This window comes from Sphingobium sp. FG125 (assembly GCF_057809795.1).
This window is the reverse complement of record NZ_JBMDKQ010000008.1, coordinates 116,661-136,230: the sequence shown is the minus strand read 5'-3', so window position 1 is coordinate 136,230 and position 19,570 is coordinate 116,661. Positions and strand designations below refer to the sequence as shown.

The following is a 19,570-nucleotide window of genomic DNA, read 5'->3' as shown; positions in this document are numbered from 1 at the left end:
GTCAGCCGATCAAGCCGGACAGGCTTTTCCACAGTCCGAAAGACGACAAATCGTTGAAAGTCACCAGCACCATCATGGTCAGCAGCACCGCCAGACCCGATTTATAGGCCCATTCCTGCACCCGATCACTGACCGGCTTACGCTGAACCGCCTCTATCCCGTAAAACAGCAAATGCCCGCCATCCAGCATCGGAATTGGCAACAAGTTGATGAACCCCAAGTTAATCGAGATAAGCGCGGCAAAGAAGATGAAGCTTTCGATGCCCAGCGTCGCCGCCTGCCCGGAAACCTGCGCGATCTTCAATGGCCCGCCCAGCTCCTTGACCGACCGACCACCGCTGATGATCTGCCCCATCGTCTCCACCATGGTGCGGACAATCTGTCCCGTCCGCTCCACCGCGACGACCGGTGCGCGCAACAGGCTGACCGGCTCGATCACCGGATCGCCGGGGGCCAGCCCCAGCCGCCCGATCTGGAACTTATTGCCGAACCCGTCATCCTCGGTGACGCTGCCGATCTTGCCGTCCTTGGCGAAGGTCTTGCCGTTCCGCTCGATCACCATGGCGACCGCCTCGCCGGGTCGTATCTGCGCATAGAGGCGAATATCGTCGAAGGTCGCCATTTCGCGCCCGCCCAGCGACACGATCCGGTCGCCCGGCAAGATACCCGCCGCCGCAGCCGCACTGCCCGGCTGGACCTGTCCCGCGACCGCAGGCGTCCGGCTTTCGCCATGCACGAAGGCAAAGGTCGCCAAAATCAGGATCGCAAACAGAAAATTGATCGCCGGCCCCGCCGCAACGATCGCCGCGCGCTGCCATAGCGGCTTGGACGGGAAGCTCTGCGCCCGCTCGGCGGCGGGCAGTTCCAACCAGGCCGGATCGGTCATGCTCGCCGCATTCATGTCGCCCTTGAAGCGGACATAGCCGCCCAGCGGCAGCGCCGCGACCCGCCAGCGTGTGCCGCGCTTGTCGACCCAGGCGAACAGTTCCGGCCCGAAGCCGATCGAAAACGCCTCCGCCTTCACCCCGCACCAGCGCCCGACCAGATAATGGCCCAGCTCATGCACGAAAACGAGCGGCCCGATGACCGCTACAAATGCCAGAACAGTCAGCAGAAAACCGGGATTGTGGATCAAACCGTCAATCTTTCCATCACATCGCCCGCCATGGCACGCGCCCCGGCGTCGGCCGCCAGCACATCGTCAATCGTGGAGGGCATTGGCGCGCTATAGCGGGTCAACACTTCCTCCACAATCATGGCGATATCAAGGAAGCCGATCGCCCCGCCCAGAAACGCGGCAACCGCGACCTCATTGGCCGCGTTCAGGATCGCGGGAACCGCCCCGCCCGCCGCCGCCGCCTCGCGCGTCAGGCGCAGCGCGGGGAAACGATCCTCATCGGGCGCTTCAAAATCCAGTCGGCCAATCCGCGCCAGATCGAGCGGCAGGCAGGGCGTGGCGATCCGCTGCGGCCAGGCCAGCGCATGGGCGATCGGAATCCGCATATCCGGCGACCCCAGCTGCGCCAGCGTCGATCGGTCGCGATATTCGACCATCGAATGGATCACCGATTGCGGGTGGACGAGTATCTCAATCCGGTCGAGGCCAACCGGAAAAAGATGCGCCGCCTCGATCAGTTCCAGCCCCTTGTTCATCATCGTCGCGCTATCGACGCTGATCTTGGCCCCCATCGACCAGTTGGGATGCGCCACCGCCTGCGCGGGCGTGATATTGGCCATCTCCGCGCGGCTGCGCGTGCGGAACGGCCCGCCGCTGGCGGTCAGGGTAATTCTTGCAACATCTTCCAAACGACTGCCAGCAAGGCATTGGAAAATAGCGTTATGTTCACTATCCACCGGCAATAATGTCGTGCCGGAAACCCCCGCCGCCGCCATCATCAGCCCACCCGCCGACACCAGCGACTCCTTGTTCGCCAGCGCTACCGTGCCACCAGCCTTCAGCGCCGCCATCGTCGGTCGCAGCCCGGCACAGCCGACAATCGCCGCCATGGTCCAGTCCGCGCCAGCCCCCGCGACATCGACCAGCGCCTGCTCGCCCGCCGCCGCCTCGATCCCCGTTCCGGCCAGCGCCTCCTTCAGCGCGCCATACAGCCGCTCCTGACCGATGACCGCAATCTTGGCCCCGGTCTCCCGCGCCAGTGCCGCCAGACTGTCCAGCTCACTGTTCGCGGTCAGCGCCACCACATCATAAGCATCACGATCGCGCCGGATCAGGTCCAGCGTCGACTGGCCAACCGAACCGGTCGCGCCGAATATCGACACTTTCCGGGTCATCGCAGCACCAGCATCAGATAGAGCAGAGCCGCCAGCGGCGCAGCGGTCGCCACCCCGTCCAGCCGGTCCATCACCCCGCCATGGCCGGGCAGCAGCGATCCGCTATCCTTGACCCCCGCCCGCCGCTTCATCGCGCTTTCCAGCAGATCGCCCGCCTGCGCCGCCACCGCCAGCAGGCCGCTTGCCGCCGCCAGTTCGATCGGCAGCCCGGCAAAACGATGCAACAGGAACCCAACCAGCAACGCCGCCAGCACGCCCCCGCCCAGCCCCGACCAGGTCTTGGACGGGCTGATCCGTGGCGCCAGCTTTGGCCCGCCGATCGACCGGCCCGCAAAATAAGCGCCGATGTCGGTCGCCCACACCAAAGCCAGCGCCCACAGCGCCAGCGTCAGGCCAAAGAGGTTCGGCACTTGTCCGCGCAGGAACAGCAAAGCCATCACCGGCAGGCAGACGTAGATCACCCCCAGCGCCAGCCGGACCGACCGCGTCGCCACGATCACGAACAGGAAAGCCGCCACCAGCAGGCCCGCCGCAAACCAGGACAGGCCCGCCGCCCACGGACAAAGAATCGCCAGCGGCACCGACACCGCATACATCGACAATTTCTTATGATCCGCCGATGCGCCGCTCAAATCAGCCCATTCCGCCTGCATCAGCACGCCTGCGACCGACAGCAGCACCCAGAAGAGCAGCCCGCCCGACAATAGAGCGCCCAGCGCCACCGCGATCAGCGCGACGCCCACAATAGCGCGGGTGCGCAATTCGCTTGCCATGCCGCTCACAGCCCGCCGAAACGGCGGTCCCGCAAACGGAAAGCATCCAGCGCCTGGCCCAGCGCATCGGCATCGAAATCGGGCCACAGCATGTCGGTGAAATAGAGTTCGGCATAGGCCGCCTGCCACAGCATGAAATTGCTCAGCCGCTGCTCACCCGACGTGCGGATCAGCAGGTCGAGCGGCGGCAGGTCAGCGGTGTCGAGCGCCGCGTCAATATCGCCCACGCCAATCGCGTCAGCCGCAATCTCGCCCGCCACGACCCGCTGCGCCAGCGCCTGCGCCGCGCGTACCATCTCGTCCTGCGCGCCATAGTTGAGCGCGATTGCGATGATCGGCCCGCTATTGCCCGCCGTCCGCGCGACCGCATCCTCGATCAGCGCGACCAGCGAAGGCTCCAGCGCCTTGTAATTGCCGATGATCCGCAACCGCACGCCATTGGCATGAAATTCGTCCAGATCCGCCTGGATGAAGTGCCGCAGCAGCCCCATCAGGTCGGCGACTTCGCTGGCCGGGCGCTTCCAGTTTTCCGACGAGAAAGCGTAGAGCGTCAGACACTCCAGCCCCATCTCCCGCGCCGCGCGCGACACGCGGCGCACCGCCTCCACCCCGGCACGATGCCCGGCGATACGCGGCAACAACCGCTTCTTCGCCCAGCGGCCATTGCCGTCCATGATGATGGCGACATGGCGCGCGCCATGGGCGGGCGCGGCCTGGGGCAGATCGGGCCGGACTTGCGTGGCCATCAGCTGGTGGGGATTGCGCGGATCATGGGCGGAACAGTCCCGGCTTACTGGCCGAGAATTTCCTTTTCCTTGGCCGCAAAGGTCGCATCCAGCTCGGCAATGACGCCGTCGGTCAGCTTCTGGACCTCGGTTTCCTTGCGCTTGCGCTCATCCTCGCTGATTTCGCCCTTCTTCTCGTCGGCCTTCAGGCTGTCCATGCCGTCGCGGCGCACGTTGCGCACCGCAATGCGCGCGGCTTCGGCATATTTGCTCGCCAGCTTGGCCAGCTCCTTACGGCGATCCTCGGTCAGGTCGGGGATCGGCAGGCGCAGCGTCTGCCCGTCGACGATAGGATTGAGGCCCAGACCAGCCGACCGGATCGCCTTGTCGACCGGACCCACATTGGTCTTGTCCCACACCTGCACCGACAACATGCGCGGTTCGGGGGCAGAGACGGTCGCGACCTGATTGAGCGGCATCGACGCGCCATAGACAGTCACCGTCACGGGATCGAGCAGCATCACATTGGCGCGCCCGGTGCGCAGGCCCGAAAGATCGCCCTTGAGCGATTCGACGGCCCCCGCCATGCGACGTTCCAGGTCCGATTTGTCATATTGGGCCATGTCAGCTCTCCTGATTTTGTACGATCGTCGCCACGCCCTGCCCGGCCAGCACAGTCGCCAGATTGCCGGTTTCGCGGATGTTGAACACGACGATGGGAATATGATTGTCACGGCACAGCGCAATCGCGCTCGCGTCCATGACCTTGAGATTGTCGGTCAGCACCCGGTCGAAACTGATTTCGTCATACCGGGTCGCGGTCGCCACCTTCTTGGGATCGGCATCATAGACGCCATCCACGCTCGTGCCCTTGAAGATCGCGTCGCAATTCATCTCCGCCGCGCGGAGCGCTGCCGTCGTGTCGGTGGTGAAGAAGGGATTGCCGGTGCCAGCCGCGAATATGACGATCCGGCCCTTCTCCATATGCCGCACCGCCTTGCGCCGGATATAGGGTTCGCACACCGACGCCATCGGGATCGCCGACTGGACGCGCGTGTCGCAGCCGATCTTCTCCAGCGCATTCTGCACCGCCAGCGCGTTCATGACCGTCGCCAGCATCCCCATATAATCGGCGCTGGTGCGGTCAAAACCCTTGGCCGCCCCGGCAAGACCGCGGAAGATGTTGCCGCCGCCCACCACGACGCACAGCTCGAACCCGGCTTCCTTGGCCGCGGCAATCTCGCCAGCGACGCGATCGACGGTTTCGGGGTCGATGCCGAACTGGCCCGAACCCATCAGCACCTCGCCCGACAATTTCAGCAATATGCGCTTGAAGGATGGCCGGGTCATGCGGGGCAAAATTCCATCTGTTCTAAGCCCATCTGTTTTGGGCAAGGAAATGGCGCGCACCTTAGCAGTGCGCGCCAGTATGTGAAGCGGGGTTTTGGCGATTCACGCCACCCCCATGTCCGTTCGCTGCGCGCCTGTCGAGAGAAGTTTCCCGACGGGCGTGCGAAAGCGAACCGACTATGCGTCAGGCAACGCCAGCCGCCGCCGCGACTTCAGCGGCAAAGTCGCTGACTTCCTTCTCGATGCCTTCGCCCAGCTGGAAGCGGACATAGCTCGTCAGGGTGATCGACGCGCCCGCTTCCTTGGCGGCCTTGGCCACCACGTCGGCGATAGGCGTCTTGTTGTCCATCACGAACAACTGCGACAGCAGCGCATTTTCCTTGGCGTATTTGGCGACCGCGCCATCGACCATCTTGGCGATGATTTCAGCGGGCTTGCCCGATTCGGCAGCCTTTTCGGTCGCGATGGCGCGTTCACGCTCCAGCTGGACCGGATCGATGTCGGCAGCCGACAGCGCCAGCGGGAAGGCAGCGGCGATGTGCATCGCAATCTGCTTGCCCAGCGGTTCCAGAACGTCGGCAGGCGCATCGCCTTCCAGCGCGACCAGCACGCCGATCTTGCCCAGGCCGGGGGCGGCAGCGTTGTGGACGTAGGGAACGACGATGCCCTGGTTCACCGACACATGGCCCACGCGGCGGACATTCTGGTTTTCGCCGATGGTCGCGATGTTGGCGACCAGCTTTTCGGACACGGTGCCGCCCGACGGATAGGGCGACGCCAGCAGCGCTTCAGCGTCCGCCACGCCGCTGTCCAGCGCGATGGTGGACACGGTGCGGACGAAATCCTGGAACTGGTCGTTCTTGGCAACGAAGTCGGTTTCGCTGTTCACTTCGACGGCAACGCCCTTGGTGCCCGAAACGGCCACGCCGACCAGGCCTTCGGCCGCGGTGCGGCTCGACTTCTTCTGTGCGGCGGCCAGACCCTTGGCGCGCAGCCAGTCGGTTGCCGCTTCGATGTCGCCGTTGGTTTCGGTCAGCGCCTTCTTGCAATCCATCATGCCGGCGCCCGAACGGTCGCGCAGTTCCTTGACGGTGGCGGCGGTAATATCGGCCATGTTTCGGCTCCTAATATGTCTGTGGTTCAAATAAGCGGCAGGGCGCGTCTCTACAAAGAGCGCGCCCTAGCCTGTCATTCTTGCAGTTGTGCGACGCCTTTAGGCTTCGGCGACAACCTCTTCAGCCAGCGGCTCGTCCATCGCGCCCAGGTCGACGCCCGAAGCCTGCTGCGCACCACGGTTGCCCTTGGTGGCGGCAGCCGCAATGGCGTCGCAATAGAGGCGGATGGCGCGGCTGGCGTCATCGTTCGCGGGAACCGGGAACGCAATGCCGTCGGGCGAGACGTTGGAATCGAGGATTGCAACGACCGGGATACCCAGCGTGTTGGCTTCCTTGATCGCCAGCTCTTCCTTGTTGGCGTCGATCACGAACATGACATCGGGGATGCCGTTCATGTCGCGAATGCCGCCCAGCGACATTTCCAGCTTCTCGCGTTCGCGAGTCATCTGGAGCACTTCCTTCTTGGTAAAGCCATGGGTGTCACCCGACAGCTTTTCCTCAAGGGTCTTGAGACGCTTGATCGAACCCGAAATCGTTTTCCAGTTGGTGAGCATCCCGCCCAGCCAGCGATGGTTGACGAAATGCTGGCCGGACTTGCGCGCCGCGTCAGCGATCGGGTCCTGCGCCTGGCGCTTGGTGCCAACGAACAGCACCTTGCCGCCAGCGGCAACGGTCGACGACACGAAGTCGAGCGCACGACCGAACAAAGGCACGGTCTGCGACAGGTCAAGGATGTGGATGCCGTTGCGCTCGCCGAAAATGTACGGCTTCATGCGCGGATTCCATCGATGCGTCTGGTGGCCGAAATGCGCGCCAGCGTCGATCAATTGGTGCATGGTGACGACAGGTGCCGCCATAAGATAATCTCCTTCCGGTTGTGCCTCTGGGAATCAGGAACCGGGAAAGAGCCTGAAAGACCCCGCCGGCACCGGATATGTCGATTCCCATGTGGAATAGGGCGCGCCTTTAACGACCCGCGAAACATTGCGCAAGGGGTTGACTTGCGCCAAAGATGGGAACATATAGTGAACAGACGGAACAAATGCGGTTAACCGCTGTTTACACCGTCATAGTGGGACTAGCCGTGCAAATGGCAAGATAGAAAGTGATCTCATGTTCACATTCGTTGCAGTGACCCTGTTTTCTGTGGCCTTCATGATGGCCATCGGCACCATCGCGTGGATGTTTCTCCACTATCATGACAAGATGGTGGCCGCTTTGCTGTTCCAGCCGATCCCGCAGGACGCGCCGGTCTATCATGTCCGCATCCGCCGCCCCCGCGTTGTGCCATCGGCCCGTGGCGCTACCCTGCCACTGCCCAGCGGCATTCTTGCCGCCTGACAGGATTTAGAGAGGGTCGGGTGCAGCCTCGCGCTGACGCCGGACTTTGGCGTAGGACAGGATGCCGAACGGGATCAGCGCAACATAGATGCCGCAGATCAGCAGCAGCGTCAGCCATGGATCGGTCACCAGCAAAGCTGCCAGCAATCCGGCCAGGGCAATCGCCTCCAGCCTGATCCGCTTGCGCAGCCGCAACGCCGACCAGGTATAGGTCGCAATGTTGGAGATCATCAGGAAAGCGATGAACGCGGTCCAGGGTGCCACGACATACCAGGCGCGGAAAATCTCCTCTCCCGTCACCAGCCACAAATAGAGCGGCACGAAGGCAAGGCCAGCGCCCGCAGGCGCAGGCACGCCGGTCAGGAAGCCCGCCGATTTGTGCGGCTGCACATCGACATCGATATTGGCGTTGAACCGCGCCAGCCGCAGCGCGCAGGACAGCGCATGGGCCAAAGCGAAGATCCAGCCGAATTTGGGCATCGCATGAAGCGACCAGAGATAGAGGATCAGCGCCGGGGCTACCCCGAACGCAATCGAATCGGACAGCGAATCCAGTTCCGCGCCAAACCGGCTCTCGCCGCGCAGCAGCCGGGCGATTCGCCCGTCCAGGCCATCCAGCACACCGGCAAACAGGATGGACAGCACCGCCCGCTCCCATTCGCCCGATATGCCATAACGCACGCCGGTCAGGCCAAAGCACAGCGCCATCGCCGTCACCGCATTGGGCGCGACCATCCGCAGGGTGATCCCCCGGCGCAAACCCCGTGGCACGGCGCGGCGCTGCCTCACTGCTGAATCCCGGCGATCACGCGACGGTCGCCAATCTGGCCCAGGATCGTCTCGCCCGCCACCGTCCGCTGGCCCAGTATCACGCGCGGCGCAGTCCCGGCGGGCAGATAGACGTCCACCCGGCTGCCAAAGCGGATAAGGCCGATGCGCTGCCCCGCTGCAACCATATCGCCGGGCTTGACGAACGGCACGATCCGCCGCGCGACCAGACCAGCAATCTGGGTGAAGCCGACCCGCAAACCGTCATGCCGCTCGACCAATATATGCTGGCGCTCATTATCCTCGCTCGCCTTGTCCAGGTCCGCGTTCAGGAATTTGCCCGAAATATAGACCACCGACTTGATCGTTCCGCCAATCGGGGTGCGATTGATATGGACGTCGAACACACTCATGAAGATCGACACGCGGATCAGCGGCTGATCGCCCAGTCCCGCTGCTCCCGCCATTTCGCGCGGCGGCGGCACCTTCTGGATCAGCGTGACCAGACCATCGGCGGGCGCGATGATTGCGCCCTCATCCTGCGGCACCGCGCGCACCGGATCGCGGAAAAATGCCAAAACCCACATCGTCACGATCAGCATCAGCCAGCCGACCACCTCCCAGCCCAACAGGAAGAAAATGCCGGTAATGGCCGCTGCAATCAGGCCGAATTTCACGCCTTCCGGGTGAACCGGGGGGAAGCGCCATTTGATATTGCCGCCAGTGGCAATGCTGATCTCGTCATGTTCCATAGTCACCGTCTTTAGGGAGAGACCCTCGCCCTGACAACGACCGATGCCGCCCATGTGTCCCTCGTCCCGCTCGCATCGCCAAAATCCCGCCTGAACGGTTGAACATTGGCCGCGCTTTGCCTAGGGCGTTTCGCAAATCCACCCAAAATGAAGAAGGCGAACAGGCGCATGGCGAAGATCAAGGTGAAAAACCCCGTCGTGGAGATTGACGGCGATGAAATGACCCGGATCATCTGGCAGTGGATTCGTGAGCGCCTGATCCTCCCCTATCTCGACATCGACCTCAAATATTACGACCTCAGCGTCGAAAAGCGCGACGAGACCAACGATCAGATCACCATCGATTCCGCCAACGCAATCAAGCAATATGGCGTCGGCGTGAAATGCGCGACCATCACCCCCGACGAACAGCGGGTCGAGGAATTCAACCTCAAGTCGATGTGGAAATCGCCCAACGGCACCATCCGCAACATCCTGGGCGGCGTCGTGTTCCGCGAACCCATCGTCATCAAGAACGTCCCCCGCCTCGTCCCCGGCTGGACCGATCCGATCGTCATCGGCCGTCACGCCTTTGGCGACCAGTATAAGGCAACCGACTTCCTGGTCCCCAGCGCGGGCAAGCTCACCATGGTGTGGGACGGCGATAATGGCGAAAAGATCGAAAAGGAAGTGTTCAACTTCCCGGCCGCCGGCGTCGCCATGGGCATGTACAACCTTGACCAGTCGATCATCGACTTTGCCAAGGCGAGCATGAACTATGCGCTCGACCGCAAATGGCCGCTGTACCTGTCGACCAAGAACACCATCCTCAAGGCCTATGACGGCCGCTTCAAGGATCTGTTCCAGCAGGTGTTCGATGAAGAATTTGCCGACAAGTTCAAGGCGGCAGGCATCGTCTACGAACATCGCCTGATCGACGACATGGTCGCCTCCGCGCTCAAGTGGAGCGGCAAGTTCGTCTGGGCCTGCAAGAATTATGACGGCGACGTCCAGTCCGACACCGTCGCGCAGGGCTTCGGCTCGCTCGGCCTCATGACCTCGGTTCTGCTCTCGCCCGATGGCAAGACGGTCGAGGCCGAAGCCGCCCACGGCACCGTTACCCGCCACTATCGCCAGCATCAGCAGGGCAAGGCAACCTCGACCAACCCGATCGCGTCGATCTTCGCCTGGACGCAGGGCTTGGCCTTCCGCGGCAAGTTCGACGGCACGCCCGACGTCACCAAATTCGCCGAAACGCTGGAGCGCATCTGCATCAAGACCGTCGAGGATGGCGCGATGACCAAGGATCTGGCGCTGCTGATCGGCCCGGAACAGGCCTGGATGACCACGGAACAGTTTTTTGAAACGATCCGCGTCAATCTGGAAGCCGAAATGGCGAAATGGAACTGATAGCCGCCTGAGGCTTTCAATACGCAAACGGAACGAGGCGGCGCCGTGCAACGGGGCCGCCTTTTTCATGACTGGCCAACCGACCGGAAGGAAACCTCTCTCCGTTCGTTTCGAGCGAAGTCGAGAAACCTCATGCGCAGCGTTTCTCGACTTCGCTCGAAACGAACGGAGGTTATGATCCATTCCGGACGGCCCTCACAGGAGACGCGCAGATGACAACGACAGCCCGCAAACGCCTGGAAGTCCGCACGGCCGTCCCGACCGACGTGCGCGCCATCCTGCGGCTGATAGCCCGCGTCTATCCCGGCCTGCCCAATTACTCCCCCGCCACCGTCCGGGGTCAGATCAACAATTTCCCCGATGGCTGTTTCGTCGCGCTCTATGACAATAAGGTGGTGGGCTATTGCGCGACCATGCGGGTCAGCAAGTCGATGGCCTTTGCCTGGCACGATTGGGAAGAAATTACCGCCAACGGCTTTGGCACCCGCCATAGCGCCGCGGGCGAATGGCTTTACGGCTATGAAATGGCGGTCGATCCCAAGCTGCGCGGCCTGCGCATCGGCCAGCGCCTCTATGACGAGCGCAAGGAACTGGCCGAACAGCTCGACCTGCACGGCATCGTCATCGCCGGACGGATGCCGGGCTATCTGCGCGCGAAACGCAAGGTCGAAGGACCAAAGGATTATCTGGACAAGGTCGTTCAGGGCAAGATGCGCGACCCGGTTCTCAGCTTTCAGCTCAAGAACCAGTTTGAACCGCTCGGCGTCCTCGAAAACTACCTGCCGGAGGATAAGCAGTCGGACGGCCATGCCGCCCATCTGGTCTGGCGCAACCCCTATGTCGACCCGGACGAAGCGCCCGAAATGCGGGTGCCGCGTGGCGTCGAAAGCGTCCGCCTCGCCACCTGCCAGTTACAGGCGCGTGCCGTGACGGATTTTGAGGGATTCATCCGCAACATCGAATATTTCGTCGATGTGGCGGCAGATTATCGGTCGGACTTCATCGTCTTTCCCGAACTCTTCACCCTACCCCTCCTGTCGTTCGAGACGAAAAAGCTCAATCCGATGGAGGCGATCGACAAGCTGACCAATTACACCCCGCGCCTGACCAAGGAACTCACCCGGATGGCGCTGGAATATAATATCAACATCATCGGCGGCTCCCACCCCACCCGCGCCGACGATGGCGACATCCAGAATATCGCCTATGTGGCGCTCCGCGACGGATCGCTCCACACCCAGGAAAAAATCCACCCGACCCCCAACGAAGCCTTTTGGTGGAATATCAAGGGCGGCGACGCACTCGACGTGATCCAGACCGACTGCGGGCCGATCGGCGTATTGATCTGCTACGACAGCGAATTTCCCGAACTCGCCCGCCGCCTGGTCGATCAGGGCGCACGCATCATCTTCGTGCCCTTCTGCACCGACTCCCGCTCCGGCTATATGCGCGTGCGCTATTGTGCGCAGGCCCGCGCGATCGAGAACCAATGCTATGTCGTGATGTCTGGCAATGTCGGCAATCTACCCAATGTCGACAATATGGACATCCAATATGCCCAGAGCGCCATCCTGACCCCCTGCGACCTGCCCTTCGCACGCGACGGCATCGCGGCGGAATCAACCGAAAATGTCGAAACCCTGACCATGGCCGACGTCAACCTCGCCGACCTCAGCTGGGCGCGCGCCGAAGGCACCGTCCGCAACCTGCGCGACCGGCGGTTCGATCTCTATCATATCGAATGGGACAACAACCCCGACCACGCCCACGCCCAAAGCGGCGGGCCGGTGCCAGCAGGCGGGCATAATTCGCCGGGGGGTGGGTGATGGACAATTTGGATGGTGGCGGATTTTGATGTCCGGTCATCCCAGCGGATGCTGGGATCTCACTTTTTTCTCTCAACCGCGCTGCCAGAAGAAGAGAGATGCCAGCCTACGCTGGCATGACGGAGATGGGTGGGTGGCGGACTGTCTGCTATTGGCGAGCATGCTCCGGTTGCGGACCTTGTTCATCCGTTAAAGTGTAGAAACCAGTCTCAAACCCAAACAGAGTAACAAACTGGGAACCCTCCGTCGAATAATCCGGTAAGGTGGCAACCCCATCGGCAAACCGGGCAACAAAAGCTTCAACCTCGCTCTGCGGTACGTCGTAGCAATCGATTCGCACAACCACGGCTTTGCCTTTGGCTTCAGGAAACTGTTCGGCCAAATTGCCATCCAACGCCGCATTGAGGCAGCCAAACATTCGATCCTGCAAGGCGTATAGATGTTCTTCAACATCGCCATCCCATGGTCCTTCGACCAGTACCATTTCGCAGGTATCTCTAGCCTCATTGAAGGCGATAAAGTTGACCATGACCTCGCTCATATCGCCATCTTACACGGATGGTCAGAAGGCAACAACGTCGGCTTTCAGGCGTGGTATGCAGTGAGGTGAATGACAAAAAATGGTCGTTGGCAGGCATATAGCAGAACAATACGCCCCTCACTCCACCGTAACACTCTTCGCCAGATTCCTTGGCTGGTCCACATCCGTCCCCTTGGCCACCGCGACATGGTATGCCAGCAACTGCACCGGCACCGCGTACACCAGAGGCGCGATCAGCGGGTGGACCTTGGGCATTTCGATCGTCGCAATGCAGCCCTCGCCTGCCAGTGCAATGCCTTCGGCGTCGGAAATTAGCACCACCTTGCCGCCGCGCGCCTGCACTTCCTGCATGTTGCTGACGGTTTTCTCGAACAGCGGGCCGGACGGCGCGATCACGATCACCGGCACCGCCTCGTCGATCAGCGCGATCGGGCCATGCTTCATCTCGCCCGCCGCATAGCCCTCGGCATGGATATAGCTGATTTCCTTGAGTTTCAGCGCCCCTTCCAGCGCCATCGGATAATCCGGCCCACGCCCCAGATACAGCACGTCGCGCGCCGGCGCGATCAGGTGCGCCATCGCTTCGATATCGCCATCATGGCCCAGCGCCTCGTTCATCGCGGCGGGGGCTTCGGACAGGTGCCAGACGATCTCGGCCTCCTCTTCCGGGGTCAGCAACCCCTTGGCCCGCGCCAGATTAGCGGCCAGCGCGGCCAGAACGGCAAGCTGGCAGGTAAAGGCCTTGGTCGACGCCACGCCGATCTCCGGCCCGGCATGGGTCGGCAGCAACAGGTCCGCCTCCCGCGCCATCGAACTGGTCGGCACATTGACCACCACCGCGATGATCTGATCCGCCGCTTTGGCATGGCGCAGCGCCGCCAGCGTGTCCGCCGTCTCTCCCGACTGGCTGATGAACAGGGCGAGGCCGCCCTTCTCCAGCACCGGGTCGCGATAGCGGAACTCACTCGCCACATCGATGTCGACCGGCACGCGCGCGAATTTCTCGAACCAATATTTGGCGACCATCCCGGCATAGAAGCTGGTGCCGCAGGCCACGATGGTGATGCGCTTCACCGCCCCCAGATCGAAATCCATGTCCGGCATGGCGACTTCATTGTCCATCCGGCGCAGATAGGCGCGCAGCGTCTGGGCGACGACGACCGGCTGCTCGTAAATCTCCTTCTGCATGAAGTGGCGATGATTGCCCTTGTCGATCATCGCCCCCGACACGCCCGACAGCGTCACCGGCCGCTCGACCGGCTGATTATCCTTGTCGAAAATCTCCGCGCCGTCCTTGGTGATGACGACCCAGTCGCCCTCTTCCAGATAGGCGATTCTTTGCGTCAGCGGCGCCAAAGCCAAAGCATCCGACCCCAAATAGGTCTCGCCATCGCCATAACCCACGACCAGCGGCGACCCCAGCCGCGCGCCGATCAGCATGTCGGGATGGCTGCGGAACACTATCGCCAGCGCAAACGCCCCGTGCAGGCGCGGCAACACCTTAGCGACGGCTTCCTTGGGCGACGCCCCCTGCTCGACCAACTCGCTCACCAGATGGGCGACCACTTCGGTATCGGTCTGGCTGTCGAAGATGCGCCCGCGCGCCATCAGTTCGGCCCGAAGCGGCTTGAAATTCTCGATAATGCCATTGTGGACCAGCGCCACTTCGCGCGTCGCATGGGGGTGCGCATTGCTGGTCGTCGGCGCGCCATGGGTCGCCCAGCGTGTATGGGCAATGCCGGTGGTGCCGGGCAGCGGCTCGTCGCGCAATTCGGTCACCAGATTGGCGAGTTTCCCCTCCGCCCGCCGCCGCTCGATCGCGCCGTCATGGACGGTGGCGACCCCCGCGCTGTCATAGCCGCGATATTCCAGCCGCTTTAGCCCATCGACCAGCCGCTCCGCCACGTCGCTATTGCTGATGATGCCAATGATGCCGCACATGCGCCGGGGGAACCTTTCAGATTTGATAGGGAACGCGGATACCCGGCATCTGTGCCGGAAAATCCTTAGTATTACGTGTCACCAGCACACGACCGCGCGTCTGGGCTGTCGCCAATATGATGGCATCCATGGCTTTGAGCCGGGGGCGTTCGCGGCGCAAGGCCGCAGCACGGCTACCGATTTCCGCATCAATCTCGTCAACGCCGAAGCCGGACAGCAAAGTCTCCGCGCGCCACAGCCCGTCACCTGCGCCTTTCGACATGACTTCGATCCAGACTGCCCGGCTGATCCACGCCCGCGCGCCAAAATCCGTCGCGCGGTCAATCTCCGTGCGCGCCGGAGGAAAACCCGCCAACGCATCAATGATGATGTTGGAATCGAAGCTGAAGCCGCTCACCGCGAAGCCGGCTTCTTGGGATCGGGATATTTGCCCGCCACCATATCGAGATAAATCTGGCGCTGCCGATCATCCTCGGCGTCGAACAGGTCGGGGAACTCGGCCTTGGTGGCTTCATAATCATCGTCCCAGGGACGGGTCGATGACGCGCGTTCCCGCCTCTGCCACTCGACCGAATCGCCAACATCGACCTGGCCCTTCCACGCGCCAAAGCCGATATCGAGCCACTTCTTGCTACTCGCCGATTGCGCGTCTGCCCGATAATCCCGCACCGCCTCCCGCAGCACAGCCGCCCGCGACTTGCCCTGTTCGCGGGCCATCTGGTCCAGCCATTTGACGTCATCGTCGGGTATGTCGGCCAGAAAGCGCATGATGATATTATGATATCATATCATGATATCAAGTCAAGATGCCGCAGAGTCGCTCACATATGTCCGGCTCACTGTCGGCTTTATCGTAATCAGCCAGATATCCGGCGGCGCCAGCATCCGAATCGGCAATCCGCTGGTGCCGACGCCTGCTGCCACGATCATCGTCTTGTCCCCATCACGATACAGCCCACAGCCATAGCGCGTGCCATATTTCGACGGCACATAGACGATCCCCGCAAAGGGCAGCGCCACCTGCCCGCAATGGGTATGCCCTACCAGCGTCAGCGACGGCACATCGGGCAGAGCGGGGAACACATCCGGCCCATGCGACAGGATCAGCGGCGCACCTCCCACCCGCGCCATCGCCGCCAGCGTATCGGGCAGGTCGGGCCTGCGCGTATAAATATCCTGCAACCCGCCGATCGCCAGCGGCCCGCGCCGCACCACGCCATCCTGCAACAAAGTGATGCCCAGTCGCGCAAAAGCCGCTGCCCAGTCCCGGCCACTCAGTGCAACCCGGTTCAGCTTGCTGCGGCTGTCATGATTGCCCAGCACCGCCGCCACGCCCAGCGGCGCGCGCAACCCGGCGAACGGCGCGATACTCGCCAAAGCATCATAGGTCGCCCCGCCCTTGGCATCGCCGATATAGTCCCCGCCCAGCAGGATCAGGTCGGGCCGCAGTGCATTGATCTGCGCCACGATCCGCGCCATCCGCGCCGGGCTATTGTCCGGCCCAGACAAATGCGTGTCGGTCAGCAGCGCGACGGTAATCGGGTCACGCGGCGCATCCGCCGGGAAAGGCAGAGCAATCTCCACCCGCCGCACCACCGGCATGGCGCTGGCGTTCATGACCAGCCAGCCCGTAAAGGCAAGCAGCACGATCATCACGCCAATCAATCCCGCCAGCCAGGGATGCCGCCGGACCAGTCTCATCCCTTGGCATCAGCCTTCCGCGCCATCATCCGCGCCCGAAACCGCTTGGCCCAGCCCGGCTTGCTCTCCTGCACCGGTCGCACCAGACACAGCGCATCAGCCTCAACCGCCTTCGTCACCACGCTCCCCGCCGCGACGATTGCGCCCGCGCCGATCGACACCGGCGCGACCAGCGCGCTGTTCGAGCCGACAAAAGCCCCCGCGCCAATCTCGGTCTTATATTTCAAGAAGCCGTCATAATTGCAGGTGATCGTCCCCGCGCCGATGTTGGCCCCCGCGCCCACGCTGGCGTCGCCGATATAGGACAGGTGATTGACCTTGGCCCCTTCGCCCAGCACCGCCTTCTTGATCTCGACGAAATTGCCGACCTTGGCCTTCACCCCGATCTGCGCGCCGGGCCGCAGCCGCGCATAGGGACCGATCGCCGCACCGCTTTCCACACTGGCCCCTTCCAGATGGGAAAAGGCGTGGATGACCACATCGTCCGCCACGCGGACGCCCGGCCCGAACACGACATTCGGCTCCACCACCACGTCGCGGCCCAGCACGGTGTCATGGGCAAAGAACACCGTCTCCGGCGCGACCAAAGTCACCCCCTCGCGCATCGCCTCGACCCGGCGGCGCGCCTGCCACATCGCCTCCACGCCTGCCAGTTCGACCCGGCTGTTGACCCCCGCCACTTCCCAGGCTTCCGTCTCGATGACCGCACTCGGCGCACCCGGCAGCATGATGATGTCGGGCAGATAATATTCGCCAGCGGCATTGTCGTTGCCGATCTGGTCGAGCAGCACGAACAGATCGGTCGATCGCACCGCCATCAGCCCGCTGTTGCAAAGCGTCACCGCCCGCTCTGCCTCGCTGGCGTCCTTATATTCCACCATCTTTTCGATAATGCCCTGCCCGTCGGCGATGATCCGGCCATAGGCGGCGGCATCGTCGGGCCGGAAGCCCAGCACGACCGCGCGGGGATCATCCCCCCGGTTCAGCCGGTCGAGCATCGCCCGCATCGTCGCTCCGCTCACCAGCGGCACGTCACCATAGAGGATCAGCACATCGCCCGCGAACCCCGCCAGCGCGTCATGCGCCTGCGCGACGGCATGGCCGGTGCCAAGCTGCCTGTCCTGCACCGCGACACCCACGCCGGTGCCCGCCACCGCAGCCTCGACCTGCTCGCGCCCCGCGCCGACCACGACCACCTGCCGCTCCGGCTCCAGCGCGGCGACGCTTGCCAGCAGATGCAGCAGCATGGGACGCCCCGCGACCGGATGCAGCACCTTGTGCAGCGACGATTTCATGCGCGTACCCTGCCCGGCGGCAAGGATGATGACAGCAAGAGGACGGCTGGCGGTCACGATAAGGATGTCCCTCATAAATGGGTCTATGGCCCATGGCTCTGCCATGTTTGGCTTGCCTTTGCCACCGCGGTCGCGGCATGGCGCGGCCATGGCAAAAATTCCTTTCGATATTGTTGGCTTCGACCTGGATGGCACGCTGATCGACACCAGCGGAGACCTTGCCGCCGCGGTCAATCACGCCATCGCCACCATCGACCGTCCGCCCTTCCCGGTCGATGCGATCCGGCCTTTCGTCGGCAAGGGTGCCAAGGTCATGCTCGAACGCGCGCTCGATGCGTCGGGTGGCTATGACGATGCGACACTGGCGCAATTGCTGCCCATCCTGCTCGACTATTATCAGGCGAACCTCAGCGCCCATTCCGTCCCCTATCCCGGCCTGATCGCCGCGATGGACGCGCTAGCGGCGGCAGGCGTCAAGCTCGCCATCTGCACCAACAAGGCCGAACGTTTCACCCTCCCGCTGATCGAGCAACTGGGCCTCACGTCCCGTTTCGCCAGCATCGTCGGCGGCGACACGGTCGGCATCGCCAAGCCCGATCCCGCGCCAATCCACGCCATGATCGCGCGCGCAGGCGGTGGCCGGGCGATCTTCATCGGCGACACGATCAACGACATAGCGGGCGCGCGCAACGCGGGCATCCCCAGCATCGCGGTCAGCTTTGGCTTCCTCGACGGCCCGGTCGAAAATCTCGGCGCCGACGCAGTCATCGACCATTTCGATGCACTGCTGCCGTTGCTCGAAAGCTGGCCCCAATGACCCTGCGGCTGGAGCGGGACGGCGCGATCGCCCGCCTGCTGATCGACCGCCCGGCGCGCCGCAACGCGATGACACAGGCGATGTGGGAAAGCCTGCCAGCTCTGGTCGCGCAGGCGATGGCGGACGATCAGGTCCGCGTCCTGATCCTCGCCTCCGCCACACCCGGCCTCTTCTGCGCTGGGGCCGACATCGGCGAATTTGCCAGCCACAGCGGCGACGAGAGTTGGCGCATCGCCAATCAGGCCGCGATCCGCGCCAGCCAATATGCCCTCGCCCACGCGCCCAAGCCGGTCATCGCCGCGATCGACGGCGATTGCGTCGGCGGCGGCTGCGGCCTGGCCATCGCCTGTGACCTGCGCATCGCCGCCCCCGCCGCGCGGCTGGGGATTACCCCTGCCAAACTCGGCATCGTCTATTCGCTGTTCGACACCAAATTGCTGGTCGATCTGGTCGGCCCGGCCCGCGCCAAGCGCATCCTCTTCACCGGCGCGCTCCACGGCGCGGACGATGCCCTCACCATCGGCCTGATCGACGAAATCGCCCCCGATCCCCTCGCCGCCGCGACCGCCCTGGCCCACACTATCGCCACCAACGCGCAGCATAGCGTCTGCGCGTCCAAGGCGATGATCCGCCGCATTATGGACGGTCAGGCCGACGATGACGAAACCACCCTGGCCATGTTCCGCGACGCTTTCACCCTGCCCGACTTTGCCGAGGGCGTGGCCGCGTTTCAGGCAAAGAGGCGGCCTGACTTTCAGCGCGCCATGACTTTACCTTGATCCGTTCGTTTCGAGCGAAGTCGAGAAACGGAGCGCACCGGTTTCTCGACTTCGCTCGAAACGAACGGAGATTTGGATTTCATCAGACGCTAATCGCGTCCCGGCCACGAAAAAGGCCTCCGCAATGCGAAGGCCTTTTCCCTATCTACCGATCGCCAGCCCCGA

At 63.1% G+C, this 19,570-nt stretch carries 21 protein-coding genes; 5 read left to right on the top strand and 16 right to left on the bottom strand.

Features of this window, described 5'->3' with window-relative positions; translation table 11 throughout:
- Position 1 precedes the first annotated feature (1 nt).
- The 8 genes from rseP to rpsB all read right to left on the bottom strand — a co-directional run bounded on the left by rseP (position 2) and on the right by rpsB (position 7,112).
- Positions 2 to 1,135, bottom strand: coding sequence for an RIP metalloprotease RseP (rseP, locus tag ACODSR_RS10080; RefSeq protein ID WP_489076063.1), 1,134 nt, complete (start codon positions 1,133 to 1,135; stop codon positions 2 to 4).
- Entirely contained in the window at positions 1,132 to 2,292 is a 1,161-nt protein-coding gene (locus tag ACODSR_RS10075) for a 1-deoxy-D-xylulose-5-phosphate reductoisomerase (protein ID WP_489076061.1), read from the bottom strand. Before ACODSR_RS10075 ends, rseP begins: the two co-directional genes overlap by 4 nt.
- Positions 2,289 to 3,065, bottom strand: coding sequence for a phosphatidate cytidylyltransferase (locus tag ACODSR_RS10070; protein ID WP_489076059.1), 777 nt, complete (start codon positions 3,063 to 3,065; stop codon positions 2,289 to 2,291). Before ACODSR_RS10070 ends, ACODSR_RS10075 begins: the two co-directional genes overlap by 4 nt.
- Before the next feature lie 5 nt (positions 3,066 to 3,070).
- Positions 3,071 to 3,811 carry an isoprenyl transferase gene (locus ACODSR_RS10065; RefSeq protein ID WP_489076057.1) on the bottom strand — a complete coding sequence of 247 codons (741 nt, stop codon included), beginning with the start codon at positions 3,809 to 3,811 and terminating at the stop codon, positions 3,071 to 3,073.
- A 44-nt stretch (positions 3,812 to 3,855) separates the two neighbouring features.
- Positions 3,856 to 4,413: a ribosome recycling factor gene (gene frr, locus ACODSR_RS10060; protein WP_119745559.1), complete on the bottom strand. Its 558-nt coding sequence runs from the start codon at positions 4,411 to 4,413 to the stop codon at positions 3,856 to 3,858.
- 1 nt (position 4,414) lies between these two features.
- Positions 4,415 to 5,140: a UMP kinase gene (pyrH, locus tag ACODSR_RS10055; RefSeq protein ID WP_489076055.1), complete on the bottom strand. Its 726-nt coding sequence runs from the start codon at positions 5,138 to 5,140 to the stop codon at positions 4,415 to 4,417.
- A gap of 184 nt (positions 5,141 to 5,324) precedes the next feature.
- On the bottom strand, positions 5,325 to 6,254 hold the full coding sequence (gene tsf, locus ACODSR_RS10050; RefSeq protein ID WP_294132539.1) for a translation elongation factor Ts: 930 nt from the start codon (positions 6,252 to 6,254) through the stop codon (positions 5,325 to 5,327).
- A 99-nt stretch (positions 6,255 to 6,353) separates the two neighbouring features.
- Complete coding sequence (gene rpsB, locus ACODSR_RS10045; RefSeq protein ID WP_006954689.1) at positions 6,354 to 7,112, bottom strand: 30S ribosomal protein S2; 759 nt, start codon at positions 7,110 to 7,112, stop codon at positions 6,354 to 6,356.
- Positions 7,113 to 7,368: 256 nt separating this feature from the next.
- Here rpsB and ACODSR_RS10040 point away from each other — a divergent pair, with 256 nt between their 5' ends.
- Positions 7,369 to 7,596, top strand: a complete 228-nt coding sequence (locus ACODSR_RS10040; protein WP_489076053.1) for a hypothetical protein — start codon at positions 7,369 to 7,371, stop codon at positions 7,594 to 7,596.
- A gap of 6 nt (positions 7,597 to 7,602) precedes the next feature.
- On the opposite strand, the gene ACODSR_RS10035 is transcribed toward ACODSR_RS10040, so the two are convergent.
- Together ACODSR_RS10035 and ACODSR_RS10030 are read right to left on the bottom strand one after the other, a co-directional pair.
- Positions 7,603 to 8,331, bottom strand: a complete 729-nt coding sequence (locus ACODSR_RS10035) for a CDP-alcohol phosphatidyltransferase family protein (protein WP_294133193.1) — start codon at positions 8,329 to 8,331, stop codon at positions 7,603 to 7,605.
- Between the two features lie 50 nt (positions 8,332 to 8,381).
- A complete protein-coding gene (locus tag ACODSR_RS10030) occupies positions 8,382 to 9,116 on the bottom strand; it encodes a phosphatidylserine decarboxylase (RefSeq protein WP_489076051.1) in 735 nt (244 codons plus the stop codon).
- 168 nt (positions 9,117 to 9,284) lie between these two features.
- Between ACODSR_RS10030 and ACODSR_RS10025 the strand changes: the two genes are divergently transcribed.
- Both ACODSR_RS10025 and ACODSR_RS10020 read left to right on the top strand, forming a co-directional pair.
- Positions 9,285 to 10,505: an NADP-dependent isocitrate dehydrogenase gene (locus ACODSR_RS10025; protein ID WP_489076049.1), complete on the top strand. Its 1,221-nt coding sequence runs from the start codon at positions 9,285 to 9,287 to the stop codon at positions 10,503 to 10,505.
- Between the two features lie 212 nt (positions 10,506 to 10,717).
- Positions 10,718 to 12,331, top strand: coding sequence for a GNAT family N-acetyltransferase (locus ACODSR_RS10020; RefSeq protein WP_489076047.1), 1,614 nt, complete (start codon positions 10,718 to 10,720; stop codon positions 12,329 to 12,331).
- A gap of 148 nt (positions 12,332 to 12,479) precedes the next feature.
- On the opposite strand, the gene ACODSR_RS10015 is transcribed toward ACODSR_RS10020, so the two are convergent.
- From ACODSR_RS10015 to glmU, 6 genes are all read right to left on the bottom strand, one after another.
- A complete protein-coding gene (locus tag ACODSR_RS10015; RefSeq protein ID WP_489076045.1) occupies positions 12,480 to 12,872 on the bottom strand; it encodes a hypothetical protein in 393 nt (130 codons plus the stop codon).
- A gap of 117 nt (positions 12,873 to 12,989) precedes the next feature.
- Positions 12,990 to 14,813, bottom strand: coding sequence for a glutamine--fructose-6-phosphate transaminase (isomerizing) (gene glmS, locus ACODSR_RS10010; RefSeq protein WP_489076043.1), 1,824 nt, complete (start codon positions 14,811 to 14,813; stop codon positions 12,990 to 12,992).
- A gap of 16 nt (positions 14,814 to 14,829) precedes the next feature.
- A complete protein-coding gene (locus tag ACODSR_RS10005) occupies positions 14,830 to 15,210 on the bottom strand; it encodes a type II toxin-antitoxin system VapC family toxin (protein ID WP_489076041.1) in 381 nt (126 codons plus the stop codon).
- Entirely contained in the window at positions 15,207 to 15,581 is a 375-nt protein-coding gene (locus ACODSR_RS10000) for a ribbon-helix-helix domain-containing protein (RefSeq protein WP_489076039.1), read from the bottom strand. Before ACODSR_RS10000 ends, ACODSR_RS10005 begins: the two co-directional genes overlap by 4 nt.
- A gap of 33 nt (positions 15,582 to 15,614) precedes the next feature.
- Complete coding sequence (locus ACODSR_RS09995) at positions 15,615 to 16,514, bottom strand: metallophosphoesterase (RefSeq protein WP_489076038.1); 900 nt, start codon at positions 16,512 to 16,514, stop codon at positions 15,615 to 15,617.
- Entirely contained in the window at positions 16,511 to 17,809 is a 1,299-nt protein-coding gene (glmU, locus tag ACODSR_RS09990) for a bifunctional UDP-N-acetylglucosamine diphosphorylase/glucosamine-1-phosphate N-acetyltransferase GlmU (protein ID WP_489076195.1), read from the bottom strand. Before glmU ends, ACODSR_RS09995 begins: the two co-directional genes overlap by 4 nt.
- Before the next feature lie 148 nt (positions 17,810 to 17,957).
- Between glmU and gph the strand changes: the two genes are divergently transcribed.
- Positions 17,958 to 18,626: a phosphoglycolate phosphatase gene (gph, locus tag ACODSR_RS09985; protein WP_489076036.1), complete on the top strand. Its 669-nt coding sequence runs from the start codon at positions 17,958 to 17,960 to the stop codon at positions 18,624 to 18,626.
- Positions 18,623 to 19,405, top strand: coding sequence for an enoyl-CoA hydratase/isomerase family protein (locus tag ACODSR_RS09980; RefSeq protein WP_489076034.1), 783 nt, complete (start codon positions 18,623 to 18,625; stop codon positions 19,403 to 19,405). Before gph ends, ACODSR_RS09980 begins: the two co-directional genes overlap by 4 nt.
- The last annotated feature ends 165 nt before the right edge of the window (positions 19,406 to 19,570 follow it).

Bases quoted from the DNA above. Each gene is read 5' to 3' on its own strand.
- ACODSR_RS10075 (WP_489076061.1), bottom strand. From the start codon at position 2,292: ATGACCCGGAAAGTGTCGATATTCGGCGCGACCGGTTCGGTTGGCCAG.
- ACODSR_RS10070 (WP_489076059.1), bottom strand. From the start codon at position 3,065: ATGGCAAGCGAATTGCGCACCCGCGCTATTGTGGGCGTCGCGCTGATC.
- ACODSR_RS10065 (WP_489076057.1), bottom strand. From the start codon at position 3,811: ATGGCCACGCAAGTCCGGCCCGATCTGCCCCAGGCCGCGCCCGCCCAT.
- frr (WP_119745559.1), bottom strand. From the start codon at position 4,413: ATGGCCCAATATGACAAATCGGACCTGGAACGTCGCATGGCGGGGGCC.
- pyrH (WP_489076055.1), bottom strand. From the start codon at position 5,140: ATGACCCGGCCATCCTTCAAGCGCATATTGCTGAAATTGTCGGGCGAG.
- tsf (WP_294132539.1), bottom strand. From the start codon at position 6,254: ATGGCCGATATTACCGCCGCCACCGTCAAGGAACTGCGCGACCGTTCG.
- rpsB (WP_006954689.1), bottom strand. From the start codon at position 7,112: ATGGCGGCACCTGTCGTCACCATGCACCAATTGATCGACGCTGGCGCG.
- ACODSR_RS10040 (WP_489076053.1), top strand. From the start codon at position 7,369: ATGTTCACATTCGTTGCAGTGACCCTGTTTTCTGTGGCCTTCATGATG.
- ACODSR_RS10035 (WP_294133193.1), bottom strand. From the start codon at position 8,331: ATGGTCGCGCCCAATGCGGTGACGGCGATGGCGCTGTGCTTTGGCCTG.
- ACODSR_RS10030 (WP_489076051.1), bottom strand. From the start codon at position 9,116: ATGGAACATGACGAGATCAGCATTGCCACTGGCGGCAATATCAAATGG.
- ACODSR_RS10025 (WP_489076049.1), top strand. From the start codon at position 9,285: ATGGCGAAGATCAAGGTGAAAAACCCCGTCGTGGAGATTGACGGCGAT.
- ACODSR_RS10020 (WP_489076047.1), top strand. From the start codon at position 10,718: ATGACAACGACAGCCCGCAAACGCCTGGAAGTCCGCACGGCCGTCCCG.
- ACODSR_RS10015 (WP_489076045.1), bottom strand. From the start codon at position 12,872: ATGAGCGAGGTCATGGTCAACTTTATCGCCTTCAATGAGGCTAGAGAT.
- glmS (WP_489076043.1), bottom strand. From the start codon at position 14,813: ATGTGCGGCATCATTGGCATCATCAGCAATAGCGACGTGGCGGAGCGG.
- ACODSR_RS10000 (WP_489076039.1), bottom strand. From the start codon at position 15,581: ATGCGCTTTCTGGCCGACATACCCGACGATGACGTCAAATGGCTGGAC.
- ACODSR_RS09995 (WP_489076038.1), bottom strand. From the start codon at position 16,514: ATGAGACTGGTCCGGCGGCATCCCTGGCTGGCGGGATTGATTGGCGTG.
- glmU (WP_489076195.1), bottom strand. From the start codon at position 17,809: ATGAAATCGTCGCTGCACAAGGTGCTGCATCCGGTCGCGGGGCGTCCC.
- gph (WP_489076036.1), top strand. From the start codon at position 17,958: ATGGCAAAAATTCCTTTCGATATTGTTGGCTTCGACCTGGATGGCACG.
- ACODSR_RS09980 (WP_489076034.1), top strand. From the start codon at position 18,623: ATGACCCTGCGGCTGGAGCGGGACGGCGCGATCGCCCGCCTGCTGATC.